This window comes from Pseudomonas sp. BF-RE-21, assembly GCF_019947305.1.
Lineage (GTDB): Bacteria > Pseudomonadota > Gammaproteobacteria > Pseudomonadales > Pseudomonadaceae > Aquipseudomonas > Aquipseudomonas migulae.
Genome location: NZ_JAGYGF010000004.1, coordinates 182,690 through 195,671, shown reverse-complemented (window position 1 = coordinate 195,671; position 12,982 = coordinate 182,690). Strand labels below are relative to the sequence as shown.

The window sequence follows — 12,982 nt, the reverse complement described above, 5'->3', positions numbered from 1 at the left end:
CAAGGCAGGTGCTGAATGAGCCAGGCAATCCTCGAAGGTATTCGCGTCATCAGTCTGTGTTCCGGCATTGCCGGTTCCGCCGCTGGCTTGCAACTGTGCGAAGCGGGTGCGGAAGTGGTGATGATCGAGCCACCCACCAACCACGCTAGAGACAAACAGGCGCTGTTTGCTGTGCTTAACCGTGGCAAACGAAGTGTCATCCTCAGCCTGGAAAACGCCGCAGATCGCCAGCAGTTGCAATCCCTGCTGGCGGATGCCGATGTGCTGTTGCACGACTTCACGCCTGAGGTGGCACACGCGCATGGCCTGGTTGACGCGCAGCTCTGCGCAGACTTCCCTCGATTGGTGATCTCGGCGGTCAGCGGCTGGCCGCAACGGCATGCGCTGGCGAATGCCCTGTCTCGGGAAACATTGATCCTGGCGCGCCTGGGCCTGTTGGACGAGCAACCCGCGCATCGTCCCGGCCCGGCCTTCATCCGCATGCCGTTTGCCAATTGGCTGGCGAGCTGGCTGTGTGTGGTCGCGGTCATGGCGCGGTTGCTGGCGCGCGACCGTGATGGCTTCGGCGGCATTGCGCATACGAGCCTGGCTCAGGCAGCCCTTGTACCCATGACCATGCATTGGAACCGCGCGCAAACGCCAACCCCGGCCTTCGCCAAGGGCCTGGATAAACACATTCCGATTCCGTTGCACCAATGCGCCGATGGCCGCTGGTTGCATGTGCATTATTCGCCGGATAAATCACCGTGGATGGCCGCGGTGCTCAGTGAGTTGGGGGAAGTCGAAGTGGCTCGCTTGAATGCGCTGTGGCCACCCAGTCATGTGGCGCCTAACTTCGGCGCCAACAAGACAATTATTGCTACACGACCGGCGCAGGACTGGGTCGAACATTTCTGGCAGCACGATGTGGCTGCGCAAGTTGCCGCTGCGTTCGGCGATATCTACTTCGACGAGCAAGCACGCCTGAATGGCTATGTGGTTGAAGTCGACAACGTGCAATTGGGCAGGACCCTGCAACCAGGCCCGGCCTGGCAGGTGCAGCCACCCGCACGAGTTGGCGGTAGTGCACCAGTGGCAGGTGAGGGGAACGCCGGACTGCCAGGCGCCGATGCTGTGATCCTTTCGCAAGTGCCGGGATCGAGCCCGGCGCCCTTGCCGCCGCTGCACGGTCTGAAAGTGCTGGATCTGGGCGCCTATCTTGCCGGACCGTTTGCCTGCATGTTGCTGGCGGACCTGGGGGCAGAAGTCATTAAGGTGGAGGCACCCAAAGGCGATGCCATGCGCCGCCTGGAGCGGATTTTCAGCGGTACCCAGCGTGGCAAGTTGGGGGTCGCACTGCAATTGGGCGATCAGCAAACCGAGCCGGCCGTAGAAGCGTTGGCCCGTTGGGCGGATGTTGTGCATCACAACATGCGTCTGCCGGCGGCACGCAAACTCAAGGTCGACTACGAGAGCCTCAAAGCCCTTAACCCGCAGCTGGTGTATTGCCATGTCAGTGCCTACGGACCGACCGGCCCGCGCGCGGATTGGCCGGGCTTTGACCAACTGATGCAGGCCTCTTGCGGCTGGGAAGTCGAGCAGGGCGGTGAGGGCCAGGCGCCAATGTGGCTACGTTTCGGCGTGGGTGATTTTTTTGCCGGTCTGTCCTCGCTCTATGCCTTGCTCCTGGGGTTGTATGAGCGCAATCGCAGTGGCGTCGGGCAAATGGTCAGTTCGTCATTGCTGGGCGCCACGATGCTGTCGATGAGCGAAGCGGTGGTGCTGGAGGACGGCAGTCTTACGCCAATCGACCACATGGACGCGCAACAGACCGGTCTGAGTGATGCCCATCGTTTGTATCGGTGTAGCGATGCCTGGCTGGTGGTGGCAGCGCTGCAACCGGATGAGGTGCAACGTTTCGAATCGCTGGTGGGTGATCAGCCCGAAACCTGGTTTGCCAATCACACCCGGCAAGCGGCGCTCGCCTCATTGGCCGCAGCCCAGGTGCCGGCGCAGGCCGTGCTGGAAGCGCAGATGGATGCCTTTCTCGACAGCCCCGAACACGCCGAAGCGGGTCTGCACGCTCATTACTCGCATGCTGTTTACGGCGACCTGCAACAGATCGGCGCGTTCTGGGATTTCGGCAACTTGCCGTTATCGCTGCAGCGGCCGCCCCCCGCCCTCGGCCAACATACCCGGCAAGTTCTGGAAGGTCTCGGCTTTACAGGCAGCGAGCTCGAACGCCTGGCGTCGATTGGTCTGGTGGCGCTGTAACCATGGGCCTGGCGCCCGGCAGCATTCATCGACAAGCACAAGGATTACCCATGGACGAGTTGGATTTCAGCGGCAAAACCGTGCTGGTCATCGGCGGTTCCAGTGGCATCGGCAATGGCATTGCGCAGAACTTTCGCCAGCGGGGCGCCGAGGTGCATGTCTGGGGCACGCGAGCCTCGGCGGCGGCCTATCAAGATTCGGCGGATTCTAATCTTGAAGGTTTGCACTACACCCAGGTTGACGTCGCGGATGCGTCATTGATCGAGGCCGTCAGCGTGCCATTCACCCGTCTGGACGTGTTGGTACAGGCGCAAGGCACGGTGCTCTACGACCGGCAGGAGTTCCTCACTGAGGGCTTCAAGCACGTGCTCGACGTCAACCTCACCAGCCTTATGGTCTGTGCTCAGAAATTTCATCCGCTGCTCATGCAGGCAAAGGGGTCGATGATCACCGTCAGCTCGGCAGCCGCGTTCCACTCTACCCGCGGCAACCCGGCCTACAACGCCTCAAAAACCGGTGCTTTCGGCCTGACGCGCACTTTGGCCGAAGCCTGGGCTCGCGACGGAATCCGGGTGAATGGCATTGCCCCGGGGTTGGTGGAAACCAAGCTGACACGGGTGACCACTAGCAACCCGAAACGCCTGGAAGGCGCGTTGCGCGCCATTCCTCAAGGACGCCTGGGCACGCCTCAGGACATGGCCAATGTGGCCCTGTTTCTGGCCTCGCCGCTGGCCAGCTATGTGCTCGGCCAAACCCTGTTGGTCGACGGCGGCATGCTGCTGGCCTGATCGCTATTTGCTAGGAGAAACACCATGGCCTGGGACTTTCAGACCGACCCCGAGATTCAAGTGGAACTGGATTGGATCGATCAGTTCGTGCGTGAGGAAGTCGAGCCCCTCGATCACGTATTGGGCAGCCCGTGGAATATCCACGACCCGTTGTTCATAAAGCTGGTCAAACCGCTGCAAGCACGGGTGAAGGCGCGCAAGTTGTGGGCATGTCACTTGGGGCCGGAACTGGGCGGGGCAGGTTATGGCCAGGTACGCCTTGCGTTGATCAATGAAATCCTCGGCCGCTCGCTGTTTGGCCCGATCGTCTTTGGCTGTCAGGCACCGGACTCTGGCAACGGTGAAATTCTCGCCCATTACGGCACCCCAACACAGAAACAGCGGTACCTGCAACCGTTGCTCGATGGCGATATCGTCTCCTGCTTCGCCATGACTGAACCGCAAGGCGGCGCCGACCCTGCGGTGTTCACCACCGAGGCGGTGCGTGAGGGGGATGACTGGCTGTTGAGCGGCGAAAAATGGTTTGCCTCCAATGCGCGCTACGCCGCGTTCTATATCGTGATGGCGGTGACCGATAAAAGCGTGTCGGTGTATGAAGGCATGTCGATGTTTATTGTTGCTGCCGATGCTCCGGGGGTAAGCATTATCCGCAACGTCGGTATCGCCGATGACCCGGCTGCCACCCATGCTTACTTGTCATTCGACAAAGTGCGCGTGCCCGCGGCCGATATGCTCGGCGCCCCCGGTCAGGCATTTGTCGTCGCCCAGGTACGTTTGGGTGGGGGCCGTGTGCACCACGCCATGCGCGTCATCGGCCAGGCGCAAAAAGCCCTTGATGCACTGTGTGAACGGTCGTTGTCGCGCAGTACCCAAGGCAGCCGTCTGGCGGACAAGCAGATGGTCCAGGAGAAAATTGCCGATTCGTGGATCGATCTGGAGCAATTTCGTTTGCTGGTGATGCGCACGGCGTGGCGCATCGACCAGTATCAGGACTACAAACGGGTGCGCAAAGACATCGCCGCAGTGAAAGCCATCATGCCCAAGGTGCTGCATGACATCGCCGCGCGCGCCCTGCATGTGCATGGCTCGCTGGGGGTCAGCGAAGAAATGCCGTTTACCGGCTACATCGTCCGCTCCTTCCAGATGGGACTGGCCGACGGGCCCACCGAAGTGCACAAAATCACCGTCGCCAAACAGCTGCTACGCGATTACCAACCCTGCGACGAACTGTTCCCCGATTACCACCGGCCCACCGCCGCGGCCCGTGCCCGGGAAAAATACACCGATGCCCTGGCCGGCCTTGGCGAGCGCGACGCATGAACGACTGGCAGGATTTGGTCGACCTCGAGCGCCTGGCCCTATGGATGGACACCAGAGGCCTGGAAAGCGGCCCCATCGAGGCACCGCTGCGATTGACCGGAGGCACGCAGAATCTGTTGCTGCGCTTTCGCCGTGGTACGCGCGAATTCGTATTACGGCGGCCTTCCAGAGAACTGCGTGAAGTCGGCAGTAAAACCATTGCCCGTGAAGCTCGGTTGCTAAAAGCTTTGGCAGGATCAGCGGTGCCCCATGCCAGCCTGATAGCCGATTGTGTCGACCAGGACGTTCTGGGCGCCAGTTTCTATTTGATGGAACCCGTGCAGGGTTTTAATCCCAACGGCGCGGCAGGTTTGCCAGCGCCGCACGCGCAGCAGCCGGCAATGCGTCGACGTATGGGGCTGGCCATGGTGGATGCGTTATTGCGTCTGGGCGAAATCGACTACCGGGCGGTGGGTCTCGAGGATTTTGGCCGGCCCGAGGGTTTTCATCAGCGTCAGGTCTCACGTTGGTTGGCGCAACTGGACAGCGTCAAAGGCTACGCCGGCTGGCCGGGCGCGAGCGGTCTGCCGGGACTTGCACAGTTGGCCAACTGGTTGAACGAGCATTGCCCGACGCAGTTCCAGGCCGGCATCCAGCATGGCGACTTTCACCTGTCCAACGTCATGTTCCGCCAAGACAGCGCGGAACTGGCCGCAGTTGTCGATTGGGAACTGGCGACCATCGGCGATCCTTTGCTCGACCTCGCCTGGCTGGTGGTCACCTGGCCCGATGCCGAGGGTCATGGTGCCGGCACCATCGAAGTTCACCCCTGGGAAGGCTTTTGCAGCAGCGACGAACTGGTCGCCCATTACCGCGCCGGCAGCTTGCGCTCCTTGGCAGACTTCAACTGGTACCTGGTATTGGCCGGCTTCAAGCTCGGCATCTTTCTCGAAGTCAGTTACGCCCGTGCGTGTGCCGGCAAGGCTTCCATGATCACGGGTGAAAAACACCATGCCTCGGCTCTGCGGCTGTTCGCTACGGCGTTGCAGCGCATTGATCAAACCGACTGATAATCAGAGGAACAAGCCATGCAACTGGCCGGTAAACGCATCATCGTCACGGGAGGCGCCAAGGGGATCGGCGCGGCAGTGGTCAAGGCGTTTGTGGAGGAGGGGGCCCATGTCATCAGCCTGGACCTGGGCGAAGGTGCCTCGATGACAGGTGACGGTGGCGGGTGGGCGCATACACGAGTCTGCGATATTGCTGACAGCCAATCCGTGGATGCCGCTTTCGCCTGGGCCAACGAACAGCTCAACGGGCTGGATGTGCTGGTACATGCCGCGGGCATCGCACCGAATGCCAGTGCCGATAGCATCACGCTGGACGAGTGGGAAAAAGTTTTTTCGGTGAATACCCGGGGCACATTCCTGACCAATCGCGCAGCCTATGAACTGCTTAAAGGCAGCGGTGGGCGGATCATCAACTTCGCCTCTGCGGCAGGCGTCATCGGACAGCCTGGCAAAGCCCATTACGCCGCTAGCAAAGGCGCCGTGCTGGCGTGGACACGTACGGTGGCGCGGGAGTGGGGCCCCTTGGGCATTACCGTCAACGCCATCGCTCCGGCCATGTGGACGCCGATGTACGAAGCCACCCGCGCGAGCATGAGCGCCGAACAACTGCAGCAGCACGACGCGTACATGGCCGGGCAAGTGCCCATCGGCGGACAACTGGGCGAACCGGCCCGGGATCTGGCGCCAGTGCTGGTATTTCTTGCCGGAGACGGTTCGCGATTTGTCACCGGGCAGACGCTGATGATTGACGGCGGTATGTTAATGCTCAGTTGAGTGGCTGGCCGCGTGCTTGGGATGAACCAGGCACAGCGCTTAGCGGCTACGGATCAACTGCAAAAATTCCTGACGGGTGTTGTACGACTCGCGGAAGGTGCCGAGCATTACCGAAGTGGTCATGGTCGAGTTCTGCTTCTCCACGCCGCGCATCATCATGCACATGTGTTTCGCCTCGATAACCACGGCCACGCCAGCAGCACGGGTGACTTGGGCAATGGCTTCGGCAATTTGTCGGGTGAGGTTTTCCTGAATCTGCAAGCGGCGGGCAAACATGTCGACGATACGGGCCACCTTCGACAGGCCAAGCACTTTTCCGGTGGGCATGTAAGCAACGTGGGCTTTGCCGATAAACGGCAACAGATGGTGTTCGCACAGTGAGTACAACTCGATGTCCCGGACGATGATCATCTCATCATTATCGGACTCGAACAGTGCACCGTTGACGATTTCTTCCAGTGTTTGCCGGTAGCCGTGGCAGAGGTAGTGCATGGCCTTGGCCGCGCGTTTTGGCGTATCCAGCAAGCCTTCTCGCTGCGGATCTTCGCCCACGGCCTGGAGAATTCCCCGGTAGTTTTTCGCCAGTTCTTCGTTCATTGGTCGACCTTATTGTTTAGCCAACTTCCCGGGCTCACTGCATGCCGCCCGGGTTGCTGCTTACAGTTGAGTCACGGCAATTTTGCCGGTGACCTGGCTGGCATCGTGAAACATGGCACTCGTACCAGTACGCCACTGTCCAAGCAATTGCGCCTGGCGCTGTTCGGCGTGGCCGAGGAAACGCTCTTTAACCGGACCATAACCGCGAACGCTGTCTGGCAACTCCGCCAACTCCTGAGCAAGGCTCAGCTTGTCGGCAGTCAAGCCTGCCAGCACTTCGTCGAGGACGCTTTCGTAACTGGCCAGCCAGTTGCGTTCCACCTTGCGCTCGTGGGTACGGCCGAACGGATCAAGCCAGGTGTTGCGCAAGAACTTGAGCCTCGCCAACAGCTTGAAGCCTTGCAGCATCCACGGGCCGAAGCTGCGCTTTTTCGGTTCGCGGCCGAGGCCGTTATCGTTCAGCAGCGGTGGCGCCAAGTGGAAGCGCAGGCGGTAGTCGCCCTCGAAGCCCGCCTGGATTTTTTCCAGGAACTGGCCATCGGTGAACAGGCGTGCGACTTCGTACTCATCCTTGATCGCCAGCACTTTGAAGTAATAACGGGCGACGCTTGCCGACAGCTTGCCCGGTTGCCCGAGCAACGCCGTTTCCGCCTTCATGAATTGCTCGACCCGTTGTCGGTAACGTTGGGCATAGGCTTTGTTCTGGTACGCGGTGAGAAACTCCACGCGTCGTTCCAGGGTTTCTTCAAGGCTTTGCGACAACAGGCGGTCTGCGTTCTGCACGTTGCCTGCTTCCAGTTTGCGCAAGACCCGTGGCAAGTCTTCGGCGCTGCGCCGACCCCAGGCAAACGCGGCAAGGTTGAACGGTACCGCGGTGCCATTCAGTTCGATGGCTTGCAGCAGTGCCGCTTCGCCTACTGGCAGCCAGCCTTTCTGATACGCGTAACCGAGCATGAAGGTGTTGGTGGCAATCGAATCGCCCATCAGGGCCGTGGCGATTTTGCTCGCGTCGACAAAGTCAGCCTGGGCATGGCCAACCGCATCGGCGATTTGTGCCGACATGGTTTGGGTATGGAATTTCGGGTCCGGGTGCTTCAGCAAATCTCCGCTTTCCGCCTGTTGGGCGAAGGTCCGCACGAAGGCGCTGGTGATGGTTTCTTCGCTGTTGATCAGGGCATGGGTAACGCCTTGGCGCAGCTTGGACAAGGTTTCGGTGTTGGCACTGACCACCAGGTCGCAACCTAACAGCAGGGCCGCTTCACCTTCGGCAATACGGGGTGCGAACAACTGATCCTGGCGCGCGGCAATGCGAATGTGCGACCACACCGCGCCACCTTTTTGCGCCATGCCGGCCATGTCCAGGTTGAGCGTGCCTTTACCTTCGATAAATGCTGCCATTCCCAGCAAAGCGCCGATGGTCACCACGCCGGTGCCACCCACACCGGTCACCAGAATGCTGTAAGGCTCATCCAGTGCAACGGTTGGCGGCGTCGGCAGTTCCCACACTTCATCGGCTTTGGCTGCAAGCGCTTTGGGTTTGCGCAAGGAACCGCCTTCGACCGTGACAAAACTCGGGCAAAAGCCGTTGAGGCAGGTGAAGTCCTTGTTGCAGGAGGACTGGTCGATTTCCCGCTTGCGGCCGTACTCGGTTTCCACCGCCACCACCGACATGCAGTTGGACTTGCTGCTGCAATCGCCGCAGCCTTCACACACCGCTTCGTTGATCACGACCCGGCGTGCCGGATCCGGGAACTTGCCGCGTTTACGGCGCCGACGTTTTTCCGCAGCGCAGGTCTGGTCGTAAATGATTGCGGAGACACCCTGGAACTGGCGCAGCTGTTCCTGCACTTCGTCCATCTTGTCGCGACGCAGCACCGGCACGCCGTCGGCCAGGTCATGGATGTGTTGGTATTTCTCGACATCGTCGCTGACCACCACGACACGTTGCACGCCTTCGGCAGCCAATTGACGGCTGATTTGCGAGACGCTGAGCGTGCCGTCCACCGGTTGTCCGCCAGTCATGGCCACGGCGTCGTTGTAGAGAATCTTGTAAGTGATCTGCACCTTGGCAGCGATGGCGGCCCGAATCGCGAGAATGCCAGAGTGGAAATAGGTTCCGTCACCGAGGTTGGCGAAGACATGTTGAGTGGTGGTGAACGGTGCCTGGCCGATCCACGCCACGCCTTCGCCGCCCATCTGACTGAACGTCTGGGTCTGCGGGTAGATCCAGGCGGCCATGTAATGGCAGCCTATTCCGGCCAGTGCGCGACTGCCTTGCGGGACTTTGGTCGAGGTGTTGTGCGGGCAACCGGAACAATAGTGGGGCACGCGTTCCATCAGGTTGCTGAACTGGTCTTTACTGGCCAACTGCGCATCCAGCACCGCCAGACGCACTTGCAGCGGTCCGTTTTGATGCAGGCGCAAAATGCGTTTGGCCAGCGCCCGGGCGATCATCGCCGGGGTCAGGTCGTTGATGGCTGGCAGCAACCAACCCGTGTGCGGCAGGCTCCACTCACCCTTGTCGTCAAACTTGCCGACGATGCGCGGGCGTACGTCCTCGCGCCAGTTGTAGAGTTCTTCCTTGAGCTGGTATTCGATCATGTGGCGTTTTTCTTCCACCACCACGATTTCTTCCAGACCCTCGGCAAACTGCCGCACGCCTTCCGCTTCCAGCGGCCAAACCATGCCAACCTTGTACACGCGCAGGCCGATTTGCTGGGCGAGTGTTTCGTCGATGCCGAGGATTTTCAGTGCCTGGCAAACGTCGAGGTACGATTTGCCGGACGTGATGATGCCGATGCGCGCTTTCGGCGAATCCATCACGATGCGGTCAAGGCGATTGGCACGGGCGTAGGCGAGGGCGGCATACAATTTGTGTTCCAGCAGCCGCTGTTCCTGCGCCAGGGGCGGGTCTGGCCAGCGAATATTCAAGCCGCCTTCGGGCAGCGCAATATCGGGAATGATCGGTTGTACGCGATGAATGTCGATGTCGACGACGGCCGCGCTCTCGACAGTATCAGCCACCGCTTTGAGGGCGACCCAGCAGCCGGAATAGCGCGACATGGCCCAACCGTGCATGCCGTAGTCGAGGTATTCCTGCACACCGGATGGCGCCAGCACCGGCATCATCACCGCTTTGAAAATGTGCTCGGTCTGGTGTGGCAGCGAAGAGGAGCGTGCGCCATGGTCATCGCCGGCAATGGCCAGCACACCACCAAATTTCGAGGTGCCGGCGGCATTGGCGTGACGGAACACATCGCCGCAGCGATCGACGCCCGGCCCCTTGCCGTACCACATGCCGAACACGCCGTCGTAAGTGGCGCCTTCGAAGAGATTGACCTGTTGCGTGCCCCAGATCGAGGTGGCGGCGAGGTCTTCGTTCATGCCTGGATGGAACACCGTGTGGTGTTCCTTGAGGTAGTCGCGCGCCTTCCACAATGCCTGGTCGAAACCACCCAGCGGCGAGCCACGGTACCCGGAAATAAACCCGGCGGTGTTCAGACCATTGGCCAGATCGCGTTGGCGCTGCATCAGCGGCAGACGCACCAGCGCCTGAATGCCGGTGAGCAAAACGTTGCCGCTGTGCTTGACGTATTTGTCATCCAGAGACGGGGGCGCACTCATGTTCATCCTCCAGGCTTTATTGTCATGGCGGCGCCAGGAGAGCGGCGTTGCCTAGTTATTGGCTGGAGTCTAGGGAGCGGTTTTGCCATCGTAAAATCACAAAAACAGGGCATCGGTATCGGTTATTCAAATACCTGGATGCACAATGTTCTTTACGCCGTTGTGGATAAAGCCTGTTAGCGGTCTGGTGTCACTTTCACCTTGTTTCGGGCTTGATATCGCCACAGAAAATATCCACGTTGCCATCGGCTGGTGTGGTCCTTACCACTAAGTAGTATCCACCGGAAAGCAGCTCTGACAGCGCCACTGGCGCAATTCGTGAATAGGTCCAGCCGCGCGTTGCAGAAATGCGATTGGTGTTGATCCGGTCATTCATTGCATAGGCGACAGGCCCGGGCCGCACGCAGCTGCCTTTGTTGATAAACGTGTAGAGATTCAAGGGCCGAAGGGTGCCGCTTGGAACTCCACTGACGACGAAGGAAAGCGCTGTCTCATTGCCCTGAACGGCCAGCGTTGTATTGGCGATCTGACCGCCGTTGCGCGGTGTAGCGTTCAACGGAACGGTCACTGTCTGGCTTGATGAAGTCGTACAGCCGACGATCATCGCAGCGGCTACGAATGCCGCTGTCTGGGTTCCCGATTTCATGGTCACCTCCTGTACTCAAAAAGTACGATCCAGGACCTTTGAGTATAGGTCGGGAGTATTTGACCAATACCGAAATGCATTTCAGCAATACTCCCAATCGTTGTCTCAAACCTCCCCGTCCCGTCTACTTCAGTCCATACCGAAAGCCCACGGATCAGCGCTCATAGGCGCGGTCCAGACGGCCCAAAGCTTCGGCTGCCAACAACAATAAAAAAGTAATGGGAGTGTCGATGATCGACGCAAAGCTAAAGCCGTTAAGCCTGGCTGTCTGGTTCAGCGTGACCGGGTGTGCCTTAACCGTTGGCGCTGTGCAGGCCGCCGAGTTTGATACCGGTAATCCGGACTGGACCGCGCGCTGGGACAACACCGTGCGTTACAACCTCGGGATCAGGGCCGAAGGGCGCGACAGCGCATTGGCCAACAACGCCAGCTACGACGAGTCCGATGCCAAGTTTGATCGCGGCGATGTGGTGACCAATCGGGTCGATGTGATGAGCGAAATGGAGGTCGCGTACAAGCAGTACAACGGCTTTCGCATCAGCGGCGCGGGCTGGTACGACCAGGCTTACGAAAACACCGAAGTCGAAACCAGCCCGGGGAATGTTTACTACCCCGGTGCGTTTCCCGGTACCAGCACGCCGAGCTACACCAATGGTAAATACTCCAGCTTCACCAAACGCTATCACCGTGGCCCGAGCGGCGAGTTACTGGACGCCTTTGCGTTTACCCGTTTCGATCTCGGCGAGATTCCGGTTAGCGTACGTGCCGGCCGCCACACTGTGTACTGGGGCAACGGCCTGCTGATTGCCGGGCATGCGGTGTCCTACTCGCAAGCACCGCTGGATGGGCGCAAGGCGGTGAGCAACCCCGGTACCGAAACCCGCGAAATCTTCCTGCCGCTGACGCAGATTTCAACCCAGGCTCAGGTCACCGACAAGTTATCGCTGGCGGCGCAATATTTCTTCGAATGGGACACCACGCGCGCCCCTGAAGGCGGCACGTATCTGGCCTCCGCCGACGTCGCCCTGGAAGGACCGGACCGTTTGCCGTTGTTCAGCGGTGTTTCGCGGCCTTTGATTGACCCCGTCAAACCCAAGGACAGGGGCAACTGGGGCGTGATGGGCACCTACAGCTTCGACTTCCTGCATTCGGAGGTCAGCGCGTTCTATCGCGAGTTCGATGACTACAACCCGTGGGGCCTGCAAGTGGCGCCGAGCTTTGCCCGTTACGTGTACGCCGAGAACGTCAAGCTCTATGGCCTGGGTTACTCCGCGGGCCCGGTACTGGGCGGCGGCTCCCTCGGCGTCGATCTGTCGTATCGCCAGAACACCTCGCTGGTCTCCAGCAACATCAGCACCACCGATAATCAGGGCGCTCGCGGTGACACCTGGCACATGGTGGTCAATGGCCTGTGGTTGCTGCCGCGCACCGATTACTTCGACACCGGCAGCCTGATCACCGAAATGGCATTCAGTCATGTGCAACGGGTGACCAAGCACGAAGAACTGTTCAAAGGTGAAGGCTATGGCGGCTGCCCGGCGGGGCAGGACAAGCATTACGGCTGCGCCACCAAGAACTATGTCGGCCTGGCCGTGAGCTTTGCGCCGCAATGGCTTGGGGTGTTCCCCGGCTGGAATATTTCCACGCCCATGAGTGTGGATTATGGCGTCAACGGCAATGCCGCCACGGGCGGTGGCAACGAAGGGAAATACACCTGGAAGGCCGGCGTCAAAGGCACCTACGACGAGCGCGTCGACGTGACCCTGTCGTACATCGGCTACGGCAGCGAACGTAAATATGCAGACGTCGCCGGCGTCGGAAAAACCGTGGTCGGGGGCACCGGCGACGTCGGCCTGACCGACCGCAACTGGGTGTCGCTCACCCTCAGCACAGCGTTCTGAACCGCGCCTGAACTGCAATGCAGTGATCAC

General features: G+C 60.2%; 9 protein-coding genes. 6 read left to right on the top strand and 3 right to left on the bottom strand.

Features of this window, described 5'->3' with window-relative positions; all coding sequences use genetic code 11:
- Positions 1-15: 15 nt before the first annotated feature.
- From KGB25_RS05260 to KGB25_RS05240, 5 genes are read left to right on the top strand one after another with little or no spacing between them, the layout of a single operon-like run.
- Complete coding sequence (locus KGB25_RS05260; protein ID WP_223434472.1) at positions 16-2,253, top strand: CoA transferase; 2,238 nt, start codon at positions 16-18, stop codon at positions 2,251-2,253.
- A gap of 50 nt (positions 2,254-2,303) precedes the next feature.
- Positions 2,304-3,041, top strand: a complete 738-nt coding sequence (locus KGB25_RS05255) for an SDR family NAD(P)-dependent oxidoreductase (RefSeq protein WP_223434471.1) — start codon at positions 2,304-2,306, stop codon at positions 3,039-3,041.
- Positions 3,042-3,065: 24 nt separating this feature from the next.
- On the top strand, positions 3,066-4,361 hold the full coding sequence (locus KGB25_RS05250) for an acyl-CoA dehydrogenase family protein (protein ID WP_223434470.1): 1,296 nt from the start codon (positions 3,066-3,068) through the stop codon (positions 4,359-4,361).
- The gene (locus tag KGB25_RS05245; RefSeq protein ID WP_223434462.1) at positions 4,358-5,410 is read left to right on the top strand and encodes a phosphotransferase family protein; all 1,053 of its coding nucleotides are present in this window, start codon (positions 4,358-4,360) and stop codon (positions 5,408-5,410) included. Before KGB25_RS05250 ends, KGB25_RS05245 begins: the two co-directional genes overlap by 4 nt.
- A gap of 18 nt (positions 5,411-5,428) precedes the next feature.
- On the top strand, positions 5,429-6,184 hold the full coding sequence (locus KGB25_RS05240; protein WP_223434460.1) for an SDR family NAD(P)-dependent oxidoreductase: 756 nt from the start codon (positions 5,429-5,431) through the stop codon (positions 6,182-6,184).
- 39 nt (positions 6,185-6,223) lie between these two features.
- Here KGB25_RS05240 and folE read toward each other — a convergent pair whose 3' ends face one another.
- The 3 genes from folE to KGB25_RS05225 form a co-directional block, all read right to left on the bottom strand.
- Complete coding sequence (gene folE / locus KGB25_RS05235) at positions 6,224-6,781, bottom strand: GTP cyclohydrolase I FolE (protein WP_223434459.1); 558 nt, start codon at positions 6,779-6,781, stop codon at positions 6,224-6,226.
- Positions 6,782-6,841: 60 nt separating this feature from the next.
- Complete coding sequence (locus KGB25_RS05230) at positions 6,842-10,405, bottom strand: indolepyruvate ferredoxin oxidoreductase family protein (protein ID WP_223434457.1); 3,564 nt, start codon at positions 10,403-10,405, stop codon at positions 6,842-6,844.
- Between the two features lie 196 nt (positions 10,406-10,601).
- On the bottom strand, positions 10,602-11,051 hold the full coding sequence (locus KGB25_RS05225; protein ID WP_223434455.1) for a hypothetical protein: 450 nt from the start codon (positions 11,049-11,051) through the stop codon (positions 10,602-10,604).
- A 230-nt stretch (positions 11,052-11,281) separates the two neighbouring features.
- On the opposite strand from KGB25_RS05225, the gene KGB25_RS05220 reads away from it, so the two are divergent.
- Positions 11,282-12,952: a DUF1302 domain-containing protein gene (locus tag KGB25_RS05220; RefSeq protein ID WP_223434453.1), complete on the top strand. Its 1,671-nt coding sequence runs from the start codon at positions 11,282-11,284 to the stop codon at positions 12,950-12,952.
- Positions 12,953-12,982 lie beyond the last annotated feature (30 nt).